Here is a 23117-nt window from a genome sequence, read left to right as displayed (position 1 = left end):
TGAAGGAGCCGCAACGGTGAGTCAGCGCAAGGCGGCCGGGGACGCCGGACGGGCCACCATCCGCGATGTGGCCGAGCAGGCGGGCGTCTCCGTCGCGAGCGTGTCGCGCGTCCTGTCGGGCAACTACCCGGTCTCGGAGGACCTGCGCCGCCGGGTGATGAAGGTCGTCCGCGACCTCGACTACGTCACCAACGCGCACGCCCGCTCCCTCGCCGGCGGCGGCACGCCGACGGTGGCCATCCTCATCAACAACATCACCGGCGCCGCGTTCGCCCACGTGGCCAAGGGAGTCGAGGGCGCCGCCACCCTGCGCGGCTGGCTCTCCCTGGTGGGCACCACCGGGGACGATCCCGAGCGGGAACTCGCCCTGGTCAACCTGATGCGCCAGCAGGGCGTCGCCGCGGTGGTCCTGCTCGGCGGTGCCTACGACTACGCCGAGTACCAGCTGCGCATGGCCCGCTTCGCCCGCTCCCTGGACGCGGCCGGCTCCCATCTGGTCCTGGTGGGCCGCCCTCCGCTGGAGGGCGACGTACCGGCCACGACGGTCGACTACGACAACGAGGGCGGTGCCTACGCGATGGCCAGCCACCTGCTGTCGGCCGGCCACCGCAAGGTCCTGGTCCTGCCCGGACACAAGGAACTCACCACCGCGCAGGGCCGGTTGAGGGGCGCCACCCGCGCCTTCGAGGCGTACGGCGTGCCCTTCGATGCGGGCATGGTGCGCCACGGCCCCTACGACTACGAGCACGGCTACGAGGCCGTCCAGGGGAGCCTGCGCGACGGGCTCGACTTCACCGCGGTGCTGGCCGGCACCGACGTGGTCGCCGCGGGCGCGATGCAGGCGTTGCGCGCGGCCGGCCTGCGCGTCCCCGAGGACGTGTCGATCGTCGGCTACGACGACATCCCGCTCGCCTCCCAGCTCACCCCCCAACTCACCACCGTGCACGTGCCGTACGAGGAGATGGGCCGGGTCGCCCTGCGGGCCGTCGCCGACCGGCGTGAGGGTGGCGGGGGCCGCCGCAAGGTCGGCGACAGCGACCACCTCGTGCTGGGCACCCATGTCGTCGTACGGAGCTCCGTGCGGCCGCCTGTTCGGCACGGCTGAAGACGACCGACGGCAGATAGATCGTTAGTAAACGTTTTCCCGCACTTTTTGACGGTCGTCGCAGCGGGCTCCAGGCACCGGCCGCCGCCGGGCCGGAGCCCTGCCGACACGCCGCTGACCTGCGCCTACCTCAGCCCGCGCGGGCGCGGTCCGCGTGCATCTGCTCATAACCCGGCGGACAAACCCGCGTAACAAATTTGCCGCGCACCTCTTGCTATGAGCAGGACCGTCGGCCTACGGTCCCAGCAACCGCTTACTACATCTTCCGCTTGGCCGACCCCCCGCAACCGCGAGCCGATGGTTTCCGGCCGCCGTTCCCGGCCGGCACCGAGCCGCCGTCCTCCGCTCTCCCCTTGCTGAGACGCCCCGATCCGAAGGAACACGGTCAGATGAACTTCACCAGCCCCCGGAGAAGCTTCGCCCGCGCAGCCGTCGCGGGACTCGCGCTGACAGGTCTGCTCTCCGCATGCGGCGGCGGATCGGACTCAGGGAACTCCGACTCCTCGGGCTCCTCGGGTCCGGTCACCCTCCCCTTCTGGGGCTGGGCCAACGGCCAGGATGCCGTCGTCAAGGCGTTCAACGCCTCCCACAAGGACATCCAGCTGAAGTACACCAAGGTCACCGACCAGCTGACCATGCAGAAGCAGCTGACCAACGCGGTGAAGGCGAAGAACGCCCCCTGTCTCGTGCAGAACACCGCCGAGTACGTGACCAGCTGGGTGTCGCAGGACGCGCTCGCCGACATCACGCAGTACGTCGAGGGCGAGAAGGACAAGTTCAACACGGGCGCCTGGGCGAGCGCACAGGTGCAGGGCAAGCTCTACGGCGTCCCCACCAGCTCCTCGCCGAACTTCACGATCTACCGCACCGACCTCTTCAAGAAGTACGGCATCAAGGCCCCGACGACCTGGGACGAGTTCATCGCCGCGGGCAAGGTGCTGAAGAAGCACGGCGTCAAGATCACCAACTACGCCGGTGAGGACCCCAGCACCCTGGAGGTGCTCGCCATGCAGGCCGGGGCGCACTGGTACTCCATCGACGGCAACGCCTGGAAGGTGGACTTCCAGGACCCGGGCACCCTCAAGGCCGCCAAGGTGATCCAGGAGATCATCGACAACGACCTCAACTCCAAGCTGTCCTTCGCCGACTACGCGGCCGTCCAGCGCAACTACGACACCGGCGGCACCGCGACCCGGCAGATCTCCACCTGGCAGATGGCCGGCATGGTGCAGAACTTCACCAAGTCCTTCGGCAAGTGGGCCCTGTCCCCCTGGCCGGCTTTCACCGGCGAGGCGCCCAAGACCCCGGCCGGCACCAACCTGACCGGCAGCGTGAACCTGGTGACCAAGCAGTGCGAGAACCAGAAGCAGGCCGCCGAGGCCGCGCTGTGGATGTCCACGAACGCCGGCGCGGTCAAGACGATGGCGAGCCCCGAGACCGGCAACGGCGTGATGCCGGCGCTGGCCGACAGCGACACCTACGTCGGTGACGCGATCTCCGAGAAGCTGCTCGGCACGAACTACGAGCCGGCCAAGAAGGTCGTCACGGACAGCCTGGGCACCGTCACCACGGACTGGGTCTACGGCCCGGACTGGACCGCGATGTTCACCGAGATGCAGGCCGGCTGGGCCAAGGTCGTCAACAAGGAGCAGAAGGTCACCGACCTGCTGGCGCACATGCAGGAGTGGACGGTCAAGGACCTGAAGTCCCGCGGTATCAGCGTCAAGGGCTGAGGCAGACACCGATGATTCGCTCACTGCGCTGGAAGGGTGCCGCCTTCACGGTGCCCTTCCAGCTCGGCTTCGTCTTCCTGTACCTGCTCCCCATCGGCTACGCCGTCTACCAGTCGCTGTTCCGCGAGCAGCAGTCCGGACTGGGTCTCGGGGGCGCCACACAGGAGTTCTCCGGTCTCGACAACTACCAGCAGGGTCTGACCGACTCGGCGTTCATGGGCTCGGTCCTGCGGGTGGTGCTCTTCGCCTGCGTGCAGATCCCGGTGATGCTGCTCATCAGCCTCCTGCTGGCCCTGGCCCTGGACGTGCTCACCTCGCGGGCGGCGGGCCGGTTCCGGATCGTGCTGCTGGTGCCGTACATGATCCCCGGGGTGGTCGCCGCCCTGGTGTGGATCAACGTGTACAGCCCGGACGTCGGCCCGCTGACCCCGCTGGGCAAGCTGTTCGGCTTCGACTGGAACTTCTTCGCGCCCTCGATGGTCTGGCCGTCCATCGGCAACCTGCTGACCTGGCACGGCATCGGCTACAACATGGTGATCATCTACTCGGCGCTCCAGGGCGTGCCCCGCGAGCTGTTCGAGGCCGCGCGCCTGGACGGGGCCTCCGAGCGGCGGATCGCCCTGAACATCAAGATCCCGTTCGTGCGCGGCGCGCTGGTGCTGACCGGCATGCTGTCCGTCATCCAGATGCTCCAGATCTTCAACGAGCCGGCGCTGTTCAGGAACATCACCCCGCAGACGGTCAGCGACAGCTTCACCCCGATCATGATCATCTACAACCAGGCGTTCAACGCCGGCAACTACCACTACGCCGCCGCCCTGTCGGTGCTGCTCGCCCTGATCCTCGGCGTGGCCTCCTTCCTGTTCTACCGGCTGACCTCGAAGGAGGTGGACTGATGCTGATGACCGAAAACGGCACGAAGCGGGCGTCGTCCCGCACCGCCCGCCGGCTCGCCCAGCCCGACCCCGCCTCGCGCGGTCGCGGCGGCCAGCGTTTCCTCCTGATCGGCCTGAGCCTGGCCAGTGTCTACAGCCTGTTCCCGGTGTGGTGGCTGATCGTCGCCTCGACCAAGGACCGCACGGGGCTGTACCAGTCGAACGGCCTGTGGTTCTCCGGCTGGCACTTCTGGGACAACCTGCATCAGCTGTTCACGTACGAGGACGGCATCTTCCTGCGCTGGACGGCCAACTCGTTCCTGTACGCGGGTGTCGGCTCGCTCGGCGGCACGCTGCTCGCCCTCATGACGGGCTACGGCCTGGCCCGTTTCCAGTTTCCCGGACGCAACCTCGTCTTCGCCTGCGTGGTCGGCTCGTTCCTGATCCCGATCGCGCTGCTCACGCTGCCGCTGTACCTGCTGTTCTCGGAGATCGGTCTGGTCGACACGCCCTGGGCGATGCTGATCCCCTGCCTGATCAACCCGTTCAGCGTGTACCTGGCCAAGGTGTACACCGAGGCGACGATCCCCTTCGAACTGCTGGAGGCGGCCCGCATCGACGGCGCCGGTGAGCTGCGGATCTTCTTCAGCATCGTGCTGCGCATGATGACCACGGGCGGCGCGACCGTCTTCCTGCTCGCGTTCGTGAACACCTGGAACGCCTTCTTCCTCCCGCTGACCGTGCTGCGCGGCGAGGAGAACTGGACCCTCAACCTGGGCCTGTACAACTGGTCCGGAAAACGCCTGGAGTCGGGCGTCGACCTGACCAGCCTCGTCCTGACCGGCGCCCTGCTCTCCATCGTCCCGATGGCGATCATGATGGTCGCGATGCGCCGCTACTGGCGGACGGGTGTGACACTGGGGGCCCTCAAATGACCATGATCCCGGGAGACTTGACGTGACCGTGCTGCACAATCCGGTCATCCGCGGCTTCGCGCCCGACCCGTCACTGGTCCGCGTCGGCGACTGGTACTACGTGGCGACGAGCTCCTTCGAGTGGTTCCCGACGATCCCGATCCACCGCTCGCGGGACCTGGCGCGCTGGGAGTACGCGGGCCATGTCCAGGGCGCGGTCCCCGGCGACTCCCTGGCCGGCGTCCCCGACTCGGGCGGCATCTGGGCCCCGTCGCTGAGCTGGGACGGCGAGCGCTTCTGGATGGTCTACTCGATCGTGCGCTCGGTCGGCACGCCGTACTTCGACACGGACACCTACGTCACTACGGCGACCGAGGCGGGCGGCAAGTGGACGGCACCGCGCCGAGTCGCGAGCCACGGCTTCGACCCCGCGCTCTTCCACGAGGAAGGCCGGGTGTGGCTGCTGAATCTCCAGAACGACCACCGCCCGGGCGGCAGCCGCTTCGCCGGGATCGTGCTGACCGAACTGGACCGGGAGACGCTGAGTCCCCTCGGTGACACGCACCTGCTCCTCCAGCACGAACGGCTCATCGAGGGGCCGAAGTTGGTCAGGCGCGACGGCTGGTACCACCTGGTCCTCGCGGAGGGCGGTACGGGGTTCGAGCACGGGGTACGGGTGGCCCGCGGCCGTACGATCACCGGCCCGTACGAGCTCGACGAACGGCCGCTGCTGACCTCCCGGGACGACCCGTCGCTGCCGTTGCAGAAGGCAGGGCACGGCGAGCTGGCGCAAACCCCCGGCGGTGAGTGGGTGTTGAGCCATCTGACGGCCCGTCCGCTGCGCACGCCGGCCGGACCGCGCTGCCCGCTCGGCCGCGAGACGGCGATCCAGGCGGTGACCTGGGACGCGCAGGGCTGGCCGAGGCTGCGGCACGGTGGGTGGCATCCGGCGGTCGAGGTCGACGTACCCACACCTGCCGATGACGTACCCACACCTGCCGATCCGGACCAACCCTCCCGTTCCGCCGACCCGTTGGGCTGGCCCTGGAGCACCCTGCGCGCCGCACCCGATCCGTCCTGGGCGGACGCCACCACCCGCGCCGACTGGATCCGGCTGCGCGGCCGGCACGGTCCCGAGTCGCGGTGGGCGCACAGCCTGCTCGCCCAGCGGATCACCGAGCACCGCGCCGAGGCCGAGGTCACCGTCGAGGCGCGGCCACGCACCTTCACGCAGGCCGCCGGCCTGGTGCTCTGGTACAACACCGAGGCGTATCTCGCCCTCGACCTGACCTGGGCGGAGCCCGAGGACGAGGAGCAGCGCGGCCAGCAGTGGCGGGGCGGCGGCCGTACGGTGCTCAGCCTGGTGGAGCGGGACGAGGACGGCACGAGGCGGATGGCCGTGGTGGAGGTGGACGCGAGCGTGCCGCTCATTCTGGGCGTGACCGTCGACGGCGCCGAAGCGCGGTTCTGGTACGTCCGGGGCGTCGAGGACGGGGTACGTACGCCCGTCGGGCCGCCGTTGGACTTCACACAGCTCTCCGACGACCACGGATCGAAGCTGCGCTTCACCGGGGCGATGGCCGGTATCCATGCCGTGGATCTCGTCGACGGGGGGTTCACGGCCGACTTCACGGGATTCCGCCTCGACTGCCGACAGCCGTAGCCGGCGCATCCGGCCGCATCCCGATAGCCGTGTTCGGAGTTTCGAAAGCCCGGGTCCGCCAAGACCTGCGAACTCCTGCCTCTTCCCGAGGTCGTGCGGCGAACCTAGGGTAGAGAGCGCTTACTATGCGCAGCGCTGGTCGAAACTTTTCATGGCCCTCGGGCGGGCCGGAGAGGTGGTTCCCGATGGTCCGCACGGGGAGTGCGAGCGTGACGGCCGGGCCGACCCTGGCGGTCGTGGCCCGCGAGGCGGGGGTGTCCGTGCCGACCGCCTCCAAGGTGGTCAACGGCCGTGAGGACGTGGCCCCCGAGACCCGACGCCGGGTCACCGAGGCGCTCGACCGGCTCGGTTACGTCCGCAGACCCCGCTTCGACGCGGGGAAGGCGTCCGGGCTGGTCGATCTCGTCGTGCACTCGCTGGAGAGTTCCTGGTCGGGGGCGGTGCTGCACGGGGTGGAGGCGGCGGCGCACGACGCGGGTCTGGAGGTGGTGGTCTCGGCCGGGCTGACCCGGACGCGGGGCGGCCGTCCGGAGCGCGGCTGGCTGGACAAACTGATCGCGCGCGGCTCGTCCGGGGTGCTGTTCAACCTGGCCGAGCTGACGGAGTCCCAGTACGCCTGGCTGGACCAGCACCGCATCCCGTACGTGATGATCGACCCGGTGCTCGAACCGCCGGCGGGTGTGGTGTCGGTGGGCGCGGCGAACTGGCACGGCGGAGTGACGGCGACGGAACACCTGCTGTCGCTGGGCCACGAGCGGATCGCGGTGATCGCCGGACACCAGCGCAAGATGTGCAGCAGCGCGCGGGTCGCCGGCTACCGCTCCGCGCTCGCCTCGGCCGGGGCCCGCCACCTCCCCGAGTACGTCCGGCACGCCGGCTTCGACGAGAGTGTCGCCCGCCGCCGCATGCTGGAACTCCTCGACCTGCCCGAGCCGCCCACGGCCGTCTTCGTCTGCTCGGACCGGATGGCGCTCGGGGTGTACGAGGCGCTGGCCGAGCGGGGGTTGAGCGTGCCGGACGACATCAGCGTGGTCGGCTTCGACGACCTGCCCGAGGCCCGCTGGATCACCCCGGCCCTCACCACGGTCCGCCAGCCGCTGTCGGAGATGGCGGCGACGGCGCTGCGGCTGCTGGTGCGGATGATGGACGGCGACCGGCCGGAGAGCACGCGGACCGAGCTGTCCACGCGGTTGGTGGAACGGGGGAGCACGGCGGGGCCGCGTGTCCGACGGCCCGACGCCCCGCCTGTCGGTACGGGCGCGGGCACGGGGGTGTGACCGGCCTGGGCGAGCCGGCGCGGCGGGTTGGCCGGGTGGGTCCGGCGAGCCAGGTGAGGGAATCCGTCAGCGAGCCGGCCTGCCCCAGTTCCCCGTCGCCGGTCAGGGCTGGATGTTCTCCAGGTCCTCCAGGAGGCGCGGGTGCTTCGGCTCCCAGCCGAGCGCCTGCCTGGTGTGGGTGCTGGACGAGGGCTGGTCGGTCTCGAAGATCGGGCCGAGAGGGCCGTAGGTCTCCGAGGGCACCGACTCGACCGGCAGGCCCAGCCGTCGGCCGATGACCGCGGCGATGTCCCGCACCTTGTCCCCCTCGTCGTCCACCGCGTGCCAGGCGCTACCGGCCGGCGCCTGCTCCAGGGCGAGCCGGAAGAGGACTGCCGCGTCGAGCGCGTGCACGGCCGGCCAGCGCTGTGCGCCGTCGCCCGGGTAGCCGGATATTCCGCTCTGGCGGGCGATGTCGGTCAGCAGTCCGGCGAACCCGCCCGTGCCCTGATTGTGGACCGTGCGCGGCAGGCGTACGGCCGTGCTCCGGACCCCGCGCGAGGCCAGTGCCAGCACCGCCGTGGCCGCGCGGCCACGACCACCGACCGGCCCGTCGGTCAGCACCGGGTCGGCCTCGGTGGAGGCCCGGCCCGGCACTTGGGGCGTACCCGAGACGGTGACGAAGGGGCGGTCGCTGCCGAGGAGTTCCTCGCCGAGGGTCGCGAGGGCGGCGCTTTCCTCGGCGACCGCCTTCGCGAGGGCGTCGGGGCTGCTGAAGTCGTTGGCGAATGCCAGGTGGATCACGCCGTCGGCCTGAGCAACGCCGGCGCGCAGGATGTCCAGATCGGCGAGACCTCCCCGGAGCGGCTCGGCGCCGGCCTCCTCGGCGACCAGTGCGGACGCGTCGGAGCGGGCGAGGGCGAGGACGGTGTGGCCGCTGCCGAGCAGTTCGGCGACGACGGCGGAACCGATCAGGCCGGTGCCACCGGTGACAAAGACGCGCATGAGGATCTCCCGCAAGTGATGGGACTCTTGTCCCGTCACTCTAGCAAGGTGACGGGACAAGAGTCCCATCACGTACGATGGGCCCATGGGTCGTTGGGAACCAGGCGCACGCGAACGCCTCGTCGTGGCTGCCGTCGACCTGTTCACCGAGCAGGGGTACGACGCCACGACGGTCGCGCAGATCGCCGAACGCGCCGGAGTCACCAAAAGCACCTTCTTCCGGCACTTCCCCGACAAGCGCGAGCTGCTGGTGGCCGGGCAGGAGACGCTGAGCCGGCTGCTGGCCGAGGGGATCGCCGAGGCGCCCGGCAACTCCAGCCCGCTCGAGGCGGTCGCCGCCGGTCTTGAGCGCGCGTCGAGCGCGATGGGCCCCATGAATCGCGAGCTCGCCCCTCGCCTGAAGGCGGCCGTCGCCGCCAGCGCCGAACTTCAGGAGCGTGACGCCCTCAAGAGCGTCAGCCTCGCTGCCGCGATGACAACCGCTCTGGTCGACCGCGGCGTACCCGATCCGCTCGCGGCTCTCGCGGGCGAGCTGGGCGTCCTCGCGTTCAGACGGGGGTTCGCCGAATGGTCCGAGGGCGAGCGCGACGCCCAGGACGGGCTCGCCGAGTACACCCTGGCGGCCCTGGACGAGCTGCGGGCGGCGAGCGCGTCGCTGGGCTGACCGGACAGCCCAGCCGTCGGCGCGTCGGCGGCCTCAACCGCTGTTGGCGATGAGGTTGTCGAGGATCTCCTCCGTGGAGTTCGGGTGCGGAGCCTCGGCCGTGAGTCGTTCCATGAATCTCGTGTAGGCGCCCGTGTCCGCGTCCGGCACCGTACTGCCCCGGGCCGTACCGGCGCGTTCGAGGATTCGGCACAGGATGTCCGCGGTGTGGCGGGGCTCCTCGGCGGCGGTCGCCAGCTGATCCATCAGACTCCGGTAGCCGTTGCCGTCGTCCCCGCTGCTGAGGTAGACGGAGCCGGAGAGTTGTTCCAGGTAGACGACATCGGACAACGCGGGTTCCGCGAATCGCAGGATGGTGACCGGTGCGCCGACGTCCGCGTGGACACCCGTTCGGAGCGGCAGGATCTGGAGCGTGACGTTGGGCAGGTCCGACATCCGCATGAGGTGCTCCAGTTGCTCCCGCATCACGGTCGATCCGCCCACCTGCCGACGCAGGGCACTTTCGTCGATGACGGCCCACAGTTTCGGCGCGTCGGCGGTATGAAGCAGTTGCTGGCGTTCCATACGCAGCCGCACCTGGCGGTCGATGTCCTGATCGGTCGCCGTGGGGTGTCCGGTGCGGATGACCGCCCTTGCGTAGTGCGCCGTCTGGAGCAGTCCGGGAACGAACTGCACCTCGAAGGTCTTGATCAGGTAGGCGCTCCGTTCCAGGTCGAACAGCGTTCGTAGCCATGGGGGCGTGATGTCGCCGTACTCGTCCCACCAACTCTTCTCGTTGGCCCCGTACCAGGCGTCCAGGAGGCGGCGCCGTTCCTCCGGCTCGTCGACCCCGTACAGGGTGAGCAGTTGTTCCAGCTCCTCCAGCTTCGGCAGGCCAGCCCCCCGCTCCATACGGCTGATTCTGCTCAACGAGCAAGGGATGGTCCGGGCGGCCTGCTCCAAGGTGACCTGGCGGACCCGGCGCAGCTCCCGCAACAGGGTGCCCAGGACCATTCGGTGCGCGGTCGGGGTGAGGGCGGGCCGCGCGGGACGGCGTACACCGGCGGGCGAGGCCGCCGCGCCGGCCGGGCGCCCGGGCCCGCGGTCCGCCGCTTCCGGCTCCCGCGCGCGGGGGTCTGCCGGTGGCGCCGCTTCGTCGTTGGCCGTGGCCTCGTTCCTGGCGGACGCGCTCCGGGGCTGCCCCAGAGCGCGCTGCGCACCCGTCACGTGGTAACGGGCGGCCGTGCGCAGCCAGCGCAGCGCCTGCTCCTGGTGTCCCAGCGCGAGGTGCTCCAGTCCCAACGCATAGGCCTCGTGGCCCAGTTCCGCCTGATCGGCTTGCAGGGCCAGGGCGGCGCGTTCCTCGTCCGTGAGGCGGTCGATGCTGTCGATGATGGCGTCGAAGCCGTCACCGGATCCGTCCGGGACGGACTGCCGATGCTGGTCCTCGGTACTCACTTGCGTACCCCCTCGCCTGTACCCGCCGGCCCGTAGGCGCTCAGAGCAGCGGTGTCGCGGAGCGTCTCCAGGGCCTTCTTCAGCAGCTTCTTGACTCCGTTCGAACCGATCCCCATGAGGACGGCCGTCTCGGCGACCGTCAGGCTGTCGATGTGGTGGAGGTGCAGGGCCTCACGTTGCCTCTCGGGTAAGGAGGCCAGCGCACGCCCGACGTCGACGCGGCGTTCGATGCCCGTGGGCAGGTCCGGGGCCATCGCATGGATCAGCAAGGTCATGTCCTCGCCTTCGAAGGGAACCTCTCGCGCGCGTCCGCGCCGCTTCCAGAACTCCGCGATGCGGCACCGCGCGATGGCGTAGAGCGCCTTCACCGGTTCGTCGTAGAACTCGACGTAGTGGTCGTATCTGATGAAGAAGAGGCGCCAGACGTCCTGGCACAGATCCTCCGCCTCCGGCTTCCCCTCCACTCGCCGGGCCACGAACGCCGCGAGCTTCGGGTGGTGTGCCGTATAGAAGGCCCGCATGGCGTCCCGGCGCTCACGGCCCTGCGTCGCACGGGCAAAGTCGCTGTCGTCCTGTGCCGGGCTCATCGGGCCTCTTCACCGTCTGCCGCCCGCCCGGAACCCGCCCCGCGGCCGTCGGCGACCGGGTCGTCCGGGCCGATGTCGACGAACCACCGTGCCCCGGCGACCTGCTGACGCGCGGTCACCGACCGGCCGTTGCCGCTGGCCGCGCCGATCACGACGGCCATGGCCCGCCGCTGCTCCCGGGCGAGTGCCACCCGTCCCCGGATCCGCATCGCCGCGGCGGTCAGGCCGCACAGGCCTGAGATGGCTGCCACCACCTCACCGGGACTCACAGATTCCAGCACCGCAGGACCACCGGCCTTCACTCGACGGAAACAGTGTCCCGTCTACATCCACGCACGCGGCGGTTTCGGGTACCCCTGGCGTCCTCGCGTTCGTCGCAGTCCAGAGATGGACCGTCTCACCGTCCAGGCAGTGCGTCGCGCCTGGGTCGGCTGTCCAGCCCGCCGCTGAGGTTCCTCGCGGCGACGGCCGTGCTCCACGGGCGCCCGGCCGTCGCTCACACCTCCAGCACCAACCGCTCTCCTTCCGGTGCACGCGAGACGCAGGGCAGCATGGCGCCGGCCGCACGTTCGGTGGCGGTGAGCCGACGGTCCCGGTGATCGACCTGGCCATGGGCCACCCGTACCCGGCAGGTGCCGCAGAACCCCTGGCGGCAGGAGAACGGCAGGTCCGGCAGGGCCTCGTGGAGAACATCCAGGGCGGAACGGTCGCACGGCACTGGCAGAACCCGTCCGGTGTCGCCCAGCTGGACTTCGAAGGGACGGCCGTCCGTGATCGGGGCCGGGGCGAAACGCTCGAAGTGCAGGGCCGACGCGCGGCTGCCACCGAACGCGCGCCGAACGCCGTCGATCATGGGCGCGGGCCCGCAGCAGTACACCGCACCCGCCGCCGGGATCGAGCTCAACAGATCGGCTGCCTCGGGCACTCCGGACTCGTCGTCGGGACGGATGGAGACCCGGCCGGGGGCCGCGGCCGCGAGTTCGGCCAGCTCTGCCGCGAAGGGCATCGAGTCGCGGCTGCGGCCGGTGTGCACGAGCCTCCAGTCCAGCCCGCGTCGGGCGGCTTCCCGGGCCATCGGCAGGATCGGGGTGATCCCGATGCCGCCCGCGATGAGCAGGACGAATGCCTCGGCGGCGAAGGGGAAGGCGTTCCGGGGCCGCCCGGTGACGGCGACCCGCATTCCGTCTGTGAGGGCGTCGTGCACCTCGGCCGAACCGCCTCCGCCGCCTGCGATACGGCGCACCGCGATGCGGTACCGGTACCGGTCGGCAGGGTCGCCGCACAGCGAGTACTGCCGCTTACGGCCGGAGGGCAGGCGCAGTTCGATGTGGGCGCCGGGCTGCCAAAGCGGGAGTGTTCCCCCGTCGGGTGCCGCCAGCCGCAGGGAGACGACATCCTCGGCCTCTTGGTGCCTGGCGGCGACCACCAGTTCCCGGATCACGGGCGTCTCGGTGGCCGGCGGGCGCCTGGGAGGAGTGCCGCGCCGCCCGAGGCCCGTGACCGCCATGTCGCTGAAAGCCGCCAGCTTCCGCATGAAGGAGTCGCCGCGCGGCCTGCCGTACAGGTCCGGCGGCCGGGTGACGGGTGTGCTGATGTCCATGGGATGCCTTGCTTGTTGCCGGGTCACTGGGCAGCCGCTCGGGCAGCGGGGGACGCCGCCAAGTAGGCGACCGCCTGCTGGGTCGAGCCCTCCTGGGTCGGGTGGTAGCCGGGGCGGAAGTAGCGCAGCACCGAGCGGGCGAACTCGCCCGGCCGGGGCAGCAGGTCCTCGCGGGCCGCGGCCAGGTAGTCGCGGAAGCGGACCTCGACCCGGTCGTCGAGTTCGGGGTCGGCGCTCATCAGGAAGCGGACTCCGCGGATCCACAGCCGGGTCAGCACCGGAGCGGTGACGAGCATGCCGACCACTCGGCGCCGGTACCGGGGGTCGAGGTGCACCAGCAGGTCGAACGCGACCGAACGGTGTTCGACCTCCTCCGCGCCGTGCCAGCGGAACAGATCGAGCATCGCGGGGTCCGCGCCGGCCTGGTCCAGGTGCCCGTTGCTGAGAATCCAGTGACCCATGTACGCGGTGAAGTGCTCGAAGGCCGCTATGAGGGCGAGCCGTTGGAGGAGGTGCGCGTGTGCGGCGGCCGGCGTCAGCTCCGGCCGGTCTCCGAGCACCCTTCGGAAGATCCATTCGGACTGCCGGGTGTACGGAGCCGGGTCAAGACCCTTGGTGAGCAGGTGCTCCAGGACTTCCTGGTGCGCCTCGGCATGCATCGCTTCCTGGCCGATGAAGCCGCGTACGTCCTCGCGCAGCCGGTCATCGGTGATCAGTGGGAGTGCCTGCTCGAAGGTGCGCACGAACCAGCGTTCGAGTTCGGGGAGCATGAGGTGGAGCACGTCGAAGGTGTGGGTCGCGAAGGGCTCACCCGGCAGCCAGTGCAGCGGTGTGGCGCCCCAGTCGAAGGTGACGTCCCGGGGTTGCAGCACCAGGTCGTGGTGGTCGATGGCGTGGTCGATGGGCTCGGACGGACGGTGCGGGTGGGCATGTGCGGCTCGGAACATGACAGGTTCGTCCTCCGTCAGTGGTCGGTGTGTGCGAGGGAGCCGTCCTCCACGCGGGCGGCGAATTCCGCGATCCGGGACGCGATCTCCTCGGGGTGGCTGAGCTGCACCCAGTGCCCGGCGTCGATCGGGTGCCGTTGTAGCTGCCCCGTCCACTGCTCCACTCCGTACGACAGCACCGGGGTGACGCAGAAATCGCGGGTGGGGATGACGAGTTGGACCGGGACGGTGGTCGGCCGGTCCCGGGGACACAGCAGGCGGGGCAGCATGTTGGCGCGGTACAGCGCGGTGCCCGTCACGGCGTCGCGGGCCAGCGTCGGCGCGGGGTAGGGGGTGTGCCCGGGCACGCCTTGGGAGCCGGTGAGGAAGGCGCGCCAGCGGTGCCCCAGTGCTCGCCAGGTCAGGGCGGGCAGGAGCGGGAGATGGAAGTAGGCGATGTACCAGGACCGTGCGGCCTGCCGCAGCAGCTTCGGCAGATCCGGATGCCGCGGCCGGAGGCGGGCCCGGATCAGGTGGCCTACGTGGTCCAGGCAGGGTCCGGAGATGGAGGTGAACGAGGCGATCCGCCCGGCCAGGCGGGTGCCGGTGACCGACTCCCAGGAGTGGATCGATCCCCAGTCGTGTCCGACCAGGTGCACCGGGCGGTCGGGGCTCACGGCGTCGAGAACCGCCTCCAGGTCGGCTTCCAGGCGGGACATCCGGTAGGCGCGCAGACCTCTGGGCCGGTGGGAGGCACCGGCTCCCCGCACGTCGAAGGCGGTGACGTGGAAGCGGTCGGCCAGGCGCTCGGCGACCGGGCGCCACACGGCGCTGGTGTCCGGGTAGCCGTGGACCAGCACCACCGGAGGAGCCGTGGGCGCTCCCCATTGGCAGGCGGCCAACTCCACGCCGTCCGCGCCGTCCACAGTGATTCGGTGGGCGGCCGGGCCGGTCATCGGCGACGACTGGCGGGGGTCAACTGGCCGTAGTCCAGACCGCCGTGGAAGAAGCTGGGCAGCACCGGCCACTGCCGCTTGAAGGGGGCCAGCTCCGAGGAGGGCAGGATCTGGAGCCAGCGCGGATCGCGCCGGCTGGGGTCGGCGAGGGTCTTCTCCTTGACCATGGAGTCGTACTGGTCGAGAGAGTCCTCCAGGGTGTTGGCGTTGGGCACCACCTCACGGCCGTAGAACGCGGCGTGGCGGCGCACGCCGGGGATGCGGGAGAGCTCGGGCTGCCAGTTGTCGGCCGAGATGCCGTTCTCGGAGGAGACCCACACCCCGTCGGGGGTGTTCAGCACCAGGGAGTGGTTGCCGTCCGTATGGCCAGGGGTCCACAGCAGGCTGACGCCGACACCGAGTTCGACATCGCCGTCGAAGGCGGTGACGCGCTCGTCCGGTACCCCGTCCATGCCTCCGTCGACGTACCAGGCCCACTGCATCGGATGCGTCGATTCGAAGGTGCCCAGCTCCTTGCGGTGCACCAACAACCGGGCGCGTGGGAACAGCGCTTCGCGGGGCGCCCGTTCGCCGGGAATCGTGCTGGTACTTCCCATGATCATGCGCACGTCCTGGACATGCAGGTGGTCGAAGCTGACGAAGTCCACGTCCTCGGGGCGCAGACCGCAGGAGGGCAGGACGGTGTTCGGGTCCCGGTAGTAGCGGGCGAAGACGTGCTCGGTGAGAAAGTCCCCCACAAGACGCTTGAGCTGGGCGTAGAACGGCGCTTGAGCCGTTCCGGCGGCGACGGTCGGCTCCCACACCAGTGTTTTCGGCTCACCGTCGAAGCCGTCGAACTGCACGACGAGCATCCGGTTGACGATGCTCACGAACGGGTTGACGGCGAGCGCGGCGCCGTGGAAGCCGAACCGGGTCGGGTACGGGGCGGCGGCGATGTCGAAACCGCGGACGGCGTGGATGCGGCCCTGCTGGACGAACCGCTCGCGGTAGGTGGCAGCGGCGCTGCGCACGGCGCGCAGCCGGTCACCACGGGGCCATACGTCGTGGACACCTTCGAATTCGGGGATGGGACGCAAAGCGGCGGCGTCCTGGGCCTTCTTCGTGCTGGGCGCCGGCTTGGGCGTGGTGGTCACGGGCTCATCCTTCGGGCAGACGGGCGGTCCGGGTGCGCTGCTCGTAGGCCGCGCGGACCGTCCGGTCGGACAGGGCGGCGAGCTGGTCGGGGACAAGGAGGTGATGCATGGCGTCGCGGGCACGGCCCGGCAGCACCGCGGCCAGCCGGGTCAGGGCGGCCACCTGGCGGGGAACGAAGACCTCGAACCGCGGGCGCAGCACGACGTCGAGCACCGCGTCGGCCACCTGATCCGCCGTCAGGCGCCGGGTGGGGCCGGTCGCGGTACCCACGGCCAGTTCGGTGTCCACGACGCCGGGCATCACCAGGGACACGTGCACGCCGGTGCCGCGCAGTTCGGCGCGGACGGCGGTGCTGTAGCCGTGGACGGCGTGCTTCGTCGCCGCGTAGGTCGCCTCGCCGGCGGGGGCGACCTTGCTGGCGGCGGAGGCGATGTTCACCACGTGGCCGCGACCGCGTTTCCGCATCCCCGGGAGCACGAGTCTCATCCCCCGCAGTACGCCGTGGACGTTGACGTCGAACTGGCGCAGGGCGGCTTCCTCCGGTTCCTCCTCGAAGGGGCCCACCCACATGATTCCGGCGTTGTTGATCAGTACGTCGATCGGCCCCAGTTGGGTCTCGACGGTGCGCAGGAAGTCCTCGAAGGAAGGTGTGTCGGTGACGTCGAGAGACAGCCCGAGCAGTCGGCCACCGGGGTGCGCGCCGATGGCACCGGCCGTCTCCGTGGCCAGCTCCGCGTCGAGATCGCCGATCGCCACGGCGGCTCCGGCCGCGGCGAGCCGGGCTGCGACGGCCCGCCCGATTCCGCGGCCCGCCCCGGTGACCGCGATCACTCGGCCGGCCAGCGGTTCCGTGCGGGGGAACCTGTCGCGGTCACGGTCGCGGTCTCTTCGGCTGAACCTGTACGGGTTCCTGGGCGGTGCTGCCACGGTCGAGCCCCTTCCTTGCCCTGAGCATGAGCGGAACGCCGAGCGGCCAGTGGCCCCCAAGCGTGTCTGACACGACGCCATGTCAGATGAACTGACAAGCTAGAGTGTCAGTTCGGAGCACACCGGTGTCAACTCCTCTGCGAAGGCCAGAACATGACCGGCACACAGTCCGCCGGGCGGCGCTACGGCGGACGCGATGCGGCGCAACGACAGCAGGAGCGCCGCACCCGCCTCATCCAGGCGGGCCTCGACAGGTTCGGCACGGCCGGATACGCCTCGGTCTCCGTCAAGCAGGTGTGCTCGCACGCCGGACTGACCGAGCGCTACTTCTACGAGTCGTTCCGCGACCGCGAAGACCTTCTCGCCGGGGTCTACAACGAGCTGATCACTACGATCCAAGCCGAGACCGCGCAGGCGGCAGCCGCTGCCGCACCCGATGTCGACGCCCAACTGCGCGCCGGTCTCGAGGTGTTCATCCGCACGCTGGCCGGCGACGCCCGCAAGGCCCGCGTGGTGCTCATCGAGGTCGTGGGCGCCAGCCCCCGCCTCGAAGTGCGCCGCCGTGAGGTCCTGCACGAATTCGCCGAGCTGATCGCCGCCGTCGTCGGACCGCTCCCCGGCCCGGAAGCCTCCTCCAACCGGCTCACCATGACCACGATGAGCCTGGTCGGCGGAGTCAACGAACTCCTCGTGGACTGGACCCTCGGCCACCAGAACGCCACCGTCGAAGAACTGATCGACCTGTGCTACACCCTGTTCGTCGCGGCCCACCGGGCCATCAGCGATCAGCCCTGATCAAGCGTCGGCGCCCGACGCCAACGCTGAGAACGTACCGCCGGATTCGCTCACTTTCGGTCATAAACGGAGGCAGGGAACTGGCCGGGACGGGCAGGCGTCGAACGATGCGGCGGGGAGGGGGGCCGTTGCCCGGGGGCGGGGCGGCGGCGAGCACTTGGGGGCGACCATGACGCGTTGGCGGCCGCTGCCGGATGCGCTGCCGAGGGAGGCACGGCACCTCGTCGAGCAACTGCGTGGGCTGAAGGACCGTACGGGCCTGAGCCTGGCCGAACTGGCCCGGCGGACCGCATACAGCAAGTCGTCCTGGCAGCGGTATCTCAGCGGGACCAAACAGCCGCCGCGGGGGGCGGTGCAGGCGCTGTGCCGGGTGGCGGGGGCGGACCAGGCGCGGCTGCTGGCGCTGTGGGACCTGTCCGACCAGACCTGGCCGCGCGGCGCGATGGTGCCCGCGGGGATGACGGAGAACGCGCCGCCGCCGCCCGCCGTCGAGGACCGACGGTGGCGGACAGCGGCGCTGGTCTCGTTCGCCGTCATCGTGCTGCTGACGGTGGGGCTGTTGTGGGCGCTGCCGTCGGGGAACGGGTGACCTCTCGGCCACCCGCCCCGGGCCTCGGCGCTACCTCAGCGCTGTCGGTGTGGTCAGCCGACCCTGTCGTAGTACGCGATCTTCCAGGGGCCGGTGCCCTTGAGCTTCACCCGGTACTTGCCGCTGACCCGCTTGAAGGTGACGGTCCGCACGCTGCCCCAGTACTGGACGCCGCCGCCCGCGTACGGGCCGTGGAGCCGGTTCTGGGCGGACTGCCAGCAGTCGTCGGTGACGACGCCGTCGTTCTCCGGGATGCCGTAGTGGTTCTGCCACCACTGGGTGGCCGACTCGGTCTCCGGGCCGAACGAGCCGTCGATCTTGTTCTTCTTGAAGGGGTGCCAGTCGCCGTCCTCGTCCTCGTACAGGGCACCGTCCGCCCACAGGACGGTCTCCCACAGGGCTGTGGCGTTGCTGCTGGCGTAGTCGTCGACGCCCAGGTTCTCCTCGTCCTGCCAGTCGTCGTAGACGACTCCATTGCCGTCGATGCCGTGATAGCCGGCGGCGCTCGCGGCCGGTGCCAGGGCTGTTGCGGTACCCCCGGCGACCAGCAACGCGGCCGACACCGTCGCGACAACCCGATTGCGCTTGTTCATGCGGTCTTCCTTCCCGAACCGCCGATCCCCCTGGTTCCCGCTGGTTCCCCCTGGGGCGGCTCGTTTCGCTTGCCACGGCAAAGAGTCGCCGTCCCGGGGCGAGCGCGGCGAGGCCTGACGGCATACGTGGGCCGGCAGGGGACGATCCACCCTCCGTACGGCGGCGTCCCCGCCGCAGGCGGGTCGTAGAGGGACCAGGTGGGACGGACTGGGACGGGCCGGCCCACCGAGCGTCGTCGGCCTCCTCAGCGCCAGGCCCTCTCCACCTCCGCGAACTTCGCGTCGTACGTCCCCGGCGGCAGGGCATCGCGCAGGTAGCGGAGGTCGGAGGGGCGGAGGAGGCCGAAGGCCGCGGTGGGAAGCAGGCCGAGGAGTTCCGCCGCTCGGGCGGCCAGCCAGTCGGTCAGGCCCAGCTCGGCCGCGGTACGCAGGAGAGCGATGACGGCCGAGGGGTGGCGGGCGGCAAGGTCGGCGAGGTCGAGTTCGGCGAGGACGTCGTCGAAGTATTCACCGGCCAGGTCACCGCCCGGCAGGCCGAACCACTCCCAGGTGCTGCTGGAGTGTCCGGCTTCGGCCAGGCGCAGCACGGCGAGGCGCCAGTCGTTCGATGTATCGGATCGGCCGAGCTGGATGACCGCCTGGTAGAGATCGGCGAGCAGGGCGGTCAGCCTCGGGTCCTGCCGTCCCAGAGCGGTGTACACGCAGTCGCGGAGTGTCTTTTGTGCCGTCCAGGTGAGAGGACCGCCGCGCTGGAGGCACTGGTACAGGTGACGCAGCACGGACAGCAGTGCCTCGTCCGGCAACACCGGTATGTCATGGACCAGTTGACGGCTCACTGCCTCCAGGTAGGGGTGCATGTCGACGAGCGGCAGTCTCTCGGTGTGGTTCAGGCACATGGCGTAGAGCTCGGGCAGGCCGGCCGGGCCGTGCGTCTGTCGCGTGAGCAGTGCGATGAGTGACTGTGCCGCCGATTGAAAGTGTCCCCCTTGGGCGGTCCGGTACGTCAGCAGGGTGCCGGGCATCCCGCGCAGCAACGGGTAGGCGGCGTGCAGCAGATGCTCGGCGTGCTGGTCACCCAGGAACGTGATCTGTGTGAACACGTCCGACGCGGTGTCCGCGAAGAAACCCGTGCCCACTTCGAGTAGCCCCGAGTGTGATTCAGCCTGGATGCCGAACAGCCAGCCCATGTCGGGGTCCACGGACGGCCTCGAGACTGTACTGATCCTCAGGTCAGGTCGTTGGACACCGGCCGGGTCGGGTTTCCAGCAGCGGTCGGGGCTGAGCGTGGCGGAGAACAGCTGCCACGAGTCCTCGGACAGCTGAGACCGCCACATCATCGCGCGCCGCCGCCAGCTGTCGACCAGCCCTTCGGTCCCGAGGAACTGCGAGGCGTACACCTCTCCCGCCGCCGCGACACCGATCACCATCAGGTTGACCTCGTACACCACGTCCCGGTACGTCCTGGTCACGCGCACGGGGGCGTGCCCCAGGCCGCTGCGGTGTCCGGGCTCCCACTGGGCCGCTCGGAACAACTCGACCAGCAGACCGGGAAGCGCGTCGCGCGCCCGGCCCGCCGGCCAGGCCGCGAGCAGGTCCGACAGGTTCTCCACCAGCTGGGCGCGGTCGGTGAGCGGGGCGAAGGACAGCAGCGCGTACAGCTCGCCGTCGTCCAGGGTGCCCCGGCCGTGCTCTGCGGCAGTGTCGGCCAGCTTTCGCAGGGCGCGTTCGATCAGCCGTGCCGCCAGGTGCTCGCCGAATGTCGCGTGCATGAACTCGTAGCTGCGCAGGCGCTGTTCGGTGACGAGGGCCTGGGCCTCGTGCACGAAGAAGAACCGCCCGAAGAGCAGCCCGGTAGCGCCGGGCTCCCCGTGGGCCTCCGTATCCGCCAGAGCCCGCAGGTCCCGGTCCGCCTCCTCGCCGCTGATGGCCTGGGCTCCGCGGTGGAACATGCCGAGGGCGATCACCGAAAGGCGGTGGAGCTCGCGTTCGACGGCGGCGGCCTCCTCGGCCGGGGGCAGCGAGCCGTCCTTGTCGACCTGGCGTCGGACGAACTCCGTGAGCAGCCGCTCGTACAGCTGCGTGCGGCTGATGCCCTCGTCGCCGAGCCGGTGCAGCGCGTTGCCGACCGCGTCGTACAGGGCGAGCATCAGCAGCAGGAGGGGCTGGGCCGCGAGCTCCCGGTGGGGCCGTACGACCTCCTGGGTCAGTGGGCGCAGGCCGCGCTGTTCCAGGTAGGGACCGTTCGTGGCGTTCCAGATGGACAGCCAGCGGTCGATCTCCGGCATCCCGAACGGCTCCAGTCGTAACACCTGGCTGTTCATGGGGATCTCCGCACGGTCCGCCACCACGGTGCGGCTCGTCACGATCACGATCAGTGGACGGCCGAGCAGCGCCTCACGCTTCTGGAATTCCTCGATGCTCCGCAAGTAGCCCCACTGCCGTGCGGAGTCGAGCCGCTGTGCGCCCGCCTGAAGCAGTTCGTCGAACCCGTCCAGCAGCACGACCGGGACCACCCCGGGCTTTTCCTCGGACCACTCCGGCCACCCCACCGACCGCCCCGTGTCCCGCCACAGCCCGTGTTGCAACTGCTGCTGTACGTCCGCCTCCGCCGGCGTGTGCCGCAACTCCACCCGCAGGGGCCGGAACTCACCGGCCGGGAGACGCGCCGTCAGCAGTGTCGTGAGCAGTGACTTGCCGGCGCCCGGGTGACCGAGCACCAGGAGGGGGGTCAGCAGGGCTGACGGGCTGAGCAGGTGGGCGGCGAGGAAGTGCTCGAACGAGTCGTGGGTCAGCCGCTGTTCCCACCACTTGTCCGAGGCGATCGTGTCGCTCGCCGTCAGGCCCGGTCCGGCCAGCTGGAAGCGGGGGCAGACGTATCCCGACGCCAGGCTCGGCAGCCGGGGGCCGGGCGAGTCGAGCGAGGCGATCGGCGTACGCAACAGGGAACGGCCGACGGCGGGGGGCTCGCCACGGCCCGCGAACTCCGCCAGCAACGCGCCGAGACCGGCCAGCCCGGTTTCGGGTGACGGCCCCGGTGACTTTCCCTCCTCTGACTGTCCCTCCTCTGACTGTCCCTCCTCGTCGCTCGACCCGGCACGCGGCAGGATGGCCGTCAGCGCGAACTCGGGACAGGACGTGGCCAGTGGGGTGGCCAGTCGCACGTACTCGGCGTCGATCGTCCGCGCCAGGTGGACGTTGGTGCCGTCCTGGATCGCCGTCGACAGGGCCATGGAGATGTGCCCGCTCCCTGCGGCCCACGCGTACGCGGAGGCGGGGTAGACGGGGTACGACAGATGGGGAGCGCCGAAAGCTTCCTCGCCGCTCGCGCACCTCGCCGTCGCCGCCGTCATCAGCGTCATCCGCGCGGCGTGGAGCAGGACAGTGCGGGGAAGGCCGTACGCGGCCCGCACCCGTTGCGGGAAACCGTCCAGCAGTTCGTCCAGGACGCGGAACAGGGCCGGCTCTCCGAGCGACGGCCCCAACAGCCTGTCCGCGTGGTGCGTCAGCTCCGGCCGGCCGTCGGCCAGCACGTACACCGCCTTGTCGAGGCCCATGTCGACGCATTCGGTCGCGTCGAGTTCCTCGGCGGGACCCTCGGAACGGCTCGTGGCCGGCCGTCGACGCCGCACGGATGCCGTCTCGACCGTCCGCTCCAGCTCCGCGTGCCGCCCCTTCCACCAGCGCACGTCCAGACTCATGCCCGGCGGAGGCGGTGCTCCGGGACCGTTCCGTTCGGCGCACAGGCCGACGATGCGTCGTACCGCGTCCCAGTCCGGCGGCCTGCGCCGTTGCCCACCCAGCAGTTCCGAGACCGAGCTCTCGCTCAGGCCGAGCAGCGTGGCGATCTCCGTCTGCGACACGTGACACCTGCGCACGAGAAGGCGCAGCTCGGTGCAGAAGTCCGCGACGGGACCCGTCGGTGGTGCGGCCAACTCCCAGCCCCTTCGGCGCGGTTCGGCGAATTCCTCCGAAGCGTACGGCCTGACCTGCGTATACCGCCGGGACTTCGGCCGGATTCGGGATTCGGCTCGGGCAAGCTCCCACGGGGCGAACCTCGTTCCACGAGCAGTCGACCGTCGCTTCCGACACCCGACTCGCACCTCCCGACACTCGACTCCTGACCTCCGGAGGAAGCCTCATGACACTCCAGCCGTTTCACCTGCCGGTGCTGCTCGCGGTGGTGGTCTTCGCCGCGCTCTACGGCGGCGTGGTCCTGCCCGCCGTATGGTCGCGGAAGCCGGTCCGCCGGCATGCGGCGCTCAAGGTGCTCACCCGAATCCTCGGCTTTCTCCGTGGCTGGAGGAGGCGCTAGGTGTATCGGCCCGAGCGTTGTTCACGCGGTCGACCGGTGGAACGGC

Annotated in this window: 21 protein-coding genes; 10 read left to right on the top strand and 11 right to left on the bottom strand. The window is 70.3% G+C overall.

What is annotated here, in order from left to right; all coding sequences use genetic code 11:
- Nucleotides 1-16: 16 nt before the first annotated feature.
- From AB0I77_RS05335 to AB0I77_RS05310, 6 genes are all read left to right on the top strand, one after another.
- Complete coding sequence (locus AB0I77_RS05335) at nt 17-1105, top strand: LacI family DNA-binding transcriptional regulator (protein ID WP_363281000.1); 1089 nt, start codon at nt 17-19, stop codon at nt 1103-1105.
- A gap of 389 nt (nt 1106-1494) precedes the next feature.
- Nucleotides 1495-2838 (top strand): extracellular solute-binding protein, encoded by a 1344-nt coding sequence (locus tag AB0I77_RS05330; protein ID WP_363280999.1) that lies wholly within the window; start codon nt 1495-1497, stop codon nt 2836-2838.
- A gap of 11 nt (nt 2839-2849) precedes the next feature.
- Nucleotides 2850-3734, top strand: coding sequence for a sugar ABC transporter permease (locus tag AB0I77_RS05325; protein WP_363280998.1), 885 nt, complete (start codon nt 2850-2852; stop codon nt 3732-3734).
- A complete protein-coding gene (locus AB0I77_RS05320) occupies nt 3734-4648 on the top strand; it encodes a carbohydrate ABC transporter permease (RefSeq protein WP_363280997.1) in 915 nt (304 codons plus the stop codon). The genes AB0I77_RS05325 and AB0I77_RS05320 overlap by 1 nt, the downstream gene beginning before the upstream one ends.
- Nucleotides 4649-4670: 22 nt before the next feature.
- Nucleotides 4671-6290, top strand: a complete 1620-nt coding sequence (locus AB0I77_RS05315; protein WP_363280996.1) for a family 43 glycosylhydrolase — start codon at nt 4671-4673, stop codon at nt 6288-6290.
- 185 nt (nt 6291-6475) lie between these two features.
- Nucleotides 6476-7567, top strand: coding sequence for a substrate-binding domain-containing protein (locus tag AB0I77_RS05310; RefSeq protein ID WP_363280995.1), 1092 nt, complete (start codon nt 6476-6478; stop codon nt 7565-7567).
- Between the two features lie 102 nt (nt 7568-7669).
- On the opposite strand, the gene AB0I77_RS05305 is transcribed toward AB0I77_RS05310, so the two are convergent.
- Nucleotides 7670-8551, bottom strand: a complete 882-nt coding sequence (locus AB0I77_RS05305) for an SDR family oxidoreductase (protein WP_363280994.1) — start codon at nt 8549-8551, stop codon at nt 7670-7672.
- 85 nt (nt 8552-8636) lie between these two features.
- On the opposite strand from AB0I77_RS05305, the gene AB0I77_RS05300 reads away from it, so the two are divergent.
- Nucleotides 8637-9215 carry a helix-turn-helix domain-containing protein gene (locus AB0I77_RS05300; RefSeq protein ID WP_363280993.1) on the top strand — a complete coding sequence of 193 codons (579 nt, stop codon included), beginning with the start codon at nt 8637-8639 and terminating at the stop codon, nt 9213-9215.
- 33 nt (nt 9216-9248) lie between these two features.
- Here the strand turns inward: AB0I77_RS05300 and AB0I77_RS05295 are convergent, their stop codons facing one another.
- The 8 genes from AB0I77_RS05295 to AB0I77_RS05260 all read right to left on the bottom strand — a co-directional run bounded on the left by AB0I77_RS05295 (nt 9249) and on the right by AB0I77_RS05260 (nt 16782).
- A complete protein-coding gene (locus AB0I77_RS05295; protein ID WP_363280992.1) occupies nt 9249-10652 on the bottom strand; it encodes a helix-turn-helix transcriptional regulator in 1404 nt (467 codons plus the stop codon).
- Nucleotides 10649-11239: an RNA polymerase sigma factor gene (locus AB0I77_RS05290; protein ID WP_363280990.1), complete on the bottom strand. Its 591-nt coding sequence runs from the start codon at nt 11237-11239 to the stop codon at nt 10649-10651. Before AB0I77_RS05290 ends, AB0I77_RS05295 begins: the two co-directional genes overlap by 4 nt.
- Nucleotides 11236-11490 (bottom strand): hypothetical protein, encoded by a 255-nt coding sequence (locus AB0I77_RS05285; RefSeq protein ID WP_363280989.1) that lies wholly within the window; start codon nt 11488-11490, stop codon nt 11236-11238. The genes AB0I77_RS05290 and AB0I77_RS05285 overlap by 4 nt, the downstream gene beginning before the upstream one ends.
- A 245-nt stretch (nt 11491-11735) precedes the next feature.
- Entirely contained in the window at nt 11736-12839 is a 1104-nt protein-coding gene (locus AB0I77_RS05280) for a PDR/VanB family oxidoreductase (protein WP_363280988.1), read from the bottom strand.
- Between the two features lie 23 nt (nt 12840-12862).
- Nucleotides 12863-13786 carry a metal-dependent hydrolase gene (locus AB0I77_RS05275; RefSeq protein ID WP_363280987.1) on the bottom strand — a complete coding sequence of 308 codons (924 nt, stop codon included), beginning with the start codon at nt 13784-13786 and terminating at the stop codon, nt 12863-12865.
- A gap of 17 nt (nt 13787-13803) precedes the next feature.
- Nucleotides 13804-14691, bottom strand: coding sequence for an alpha/beta fold hydrolase (locus AB0I77_RS05270; RefSeq protein WP_363280986.1), 888 nt, complete (start codon nt 14689-14691; stop codon nt 13804-13806).
- A gap of 26 nt (nt 14692-14717) precedes the next feature.
- Nucleotides 14718-15854, bottom strand: a complete 1137-nt coding sequence (locus AB0I77_RS05265) for a hypothetical protein (protein WP_363280984.1) — start codon at nt 15852-15854, stop codon at nt 14718-14720.
- Nucleotides 15855-15858: 4 nt separating this feature from the next.
- Entirely contained in the window at nt 15859-16782 is a 924-nt protein-coding gene (locus AB0I77_RS05260; RefSeq protein WP_363280983.1) for an SDR family oxidoreductase, read from the bottom strand.
- Between the two features lie 153 nt (nt 16783-16935).
- Here AB0I77_RS05260 and AB0I77_RS05255 point away from each other — a divergent pair, with 153 nt between their 5' ends.
- On the top strand, nt 16936-17577 hold the full coding sequence (locus AB0I77_RS05255) for a TetR/AcrR family transcriptional regulator (RefSeq protein ID WP_363280982.1): 642 nt from the start codon (nt 16936-16938) through the stop codon (nt 17575-17577).
- A 169-nt stretch (nt 17578-17746) separates the two neighbouring features.
- Nucleotides 17747-18166 (top strand): helix-turn-helix transcriptional regulator, encoded by a 420-nt coding sequence (locus AB0I77_RS05250; protein WP_363280981.1) that lies wholly within the window; start codon nt 17747-17749, stop codon nt 18164-18166.
- Nucleotides 18167-18219: 53 nt separating this feature from the next.
- Here the strand turns inward: AB0I77_RS05250 and AB0I77_RS05245 are convergent, their stop codons facing one another.
- Nucleotides 18220-18759 carry a peptidoglycan-binding domain-containing protein gene (locus AB0I77_RS05245; protein WP_363280980.1) on the bottom strand — a complete coding sequence of 180 codons (540 nt, stop codon included), beginning with the start codon at nt 18757-18759 and terminating at the stop codon, nt 18220-18222.
- Nucleotides 18760-19004: 245 nt separating this feature from the next.
- Nucleotides 19005-22859, bottom strand: a complete 3855-nt coding sequence (locus tag AB0I77_RS05240) for a helix-turn-helix domain-containing protein (RefSeq protein ID WP_363280978.1) — start codon at nt 22857-22859, stop codon at nt 19005-19007.
- Nucleotides 22860-22897: 38 nt separating this feature from the next.
- Here AB0I77_RS05240 and AB0I77_RS05235 point away from each other — a divergent pair, with 38 nt between their 5' ends.
- Nucleotides 22898-23071, top strand: a complete 174-nt coding sequence (locus AB0I77_RS05235) for a hypothetical protein (protein WP_363280977.1) — start codon at nt 22898-22900, stop codon at nt 23069-23071.
- Nucleotides 23072-23117: the final 46 nt, after the last annotated feature.

The organism is Streptomyces sp. NPDC050619 (assembly GCF_040654815.1).
In the GTDB taxonomy this organism is placed as follows: Bacteria; Actinomycetota; Actinomycetes; order Streptomycetales; family Streptomycetaceae; genus Streptomyces.
Note: the sequence above shows the minus strand (reverse complement) of the source record. Positions and strands in the feature narration are given on the sequence as shown.

Bases quoted from the DNA above. Each gene is read 5' to 3' on its own strand.
- AB0I77_RS05330 (WP_363280999.1), top strand. From the start codon at position 1,495: ATGAACTTCACCAGCCCCCGGAGAAGCTTCGCCCGCGCAGCCGTCGCG.
- AB0I77_RS05325 (WP_363280998.1), top strand. From the start codon at position 2,850: ATGATTCGCTCACTGCGCTGGAAGGGTGCCGCCTTCACGGTGCCCTTC.
- AB0I77_RS05320 (WP_363280997.1), top strand. From the start codon at position 3,734: ATGCTGATGACCGAAAACGGCACGAAGCGGGCGTCGTCCCGCACCGCC.
- AB0I77_RS05310 (WP_363280995.1), top strand. From the start codon at position 6,476: ATGGTCCGCACGGGGAGTGCGAGCGTGACGGCCGGGCCGACCCTGGCG.
- AB0I77_RS05305 (WP_363280994.1), bottom strand. From the start codon at position 8,551: ATGCGCGTCTTTGTCACCGGTGGCACCGGCCTGATCGGTTCCGCCGTC.
- AB0I77_RS05300 (WP_363280993.1), top strand. From the start codon at position 8,637: ATGGGTCGTTGGGAACCAGGCGCACGCGAACGCCTCGTCGTGGCTGCC.
- AB0I77_RS05290 (WP_363280990.1), bottom strand. From the start codon at position 11,239: ATGAGCCCGGCACAGGACGACAGCGACTTTGCCCGTGCGACGCAGGGC.
- AB0I77_RS05280 (WP_363280988.1), bottom strand. From the start codon at position 12,839: ATGGACATCAGCACACCCGTCACCCGGCCGCCGGACCTGTACGGCAGG.
- AB0I77_RS05275 (WP_363280987.1), bottom strand. From the start codon at position 13,786: ATGTTCCGAGCCGCACATGCCCACCCGCACCGTCCGTCCGAGCCCATC.
- AB0I77_RS05255 (WP_363280982.1), top strand. From the start codon at position 16,936: ATGACCGGCACACAGTCCGCCGGGCGGCGCTACGGCGGACGCGATGCG.
- AB0I77_RS05250 (WP_363280981.1), top strand. From the start codon at position 17,747: ATGACGCGTTGGCGGCCGCTGCCGGATGCGCTGCCGAGGGAGGCACGG.
- AB0I77_RS05245 (WP_363280980.1), bottom strand. From the start codon at position 18,759: ATGAACAAGCGCAATCGGGTTGTCGCGACGGTGTCGGCCGCGTTGCTG.
- AB0I77_RS05235 (WP_363280977.1), top strand. From the start codon at position 22,898: ATGACACTCCAGCCGTTTCACCTGCCGGTGCTGCTCGCGGTGGTGGTC.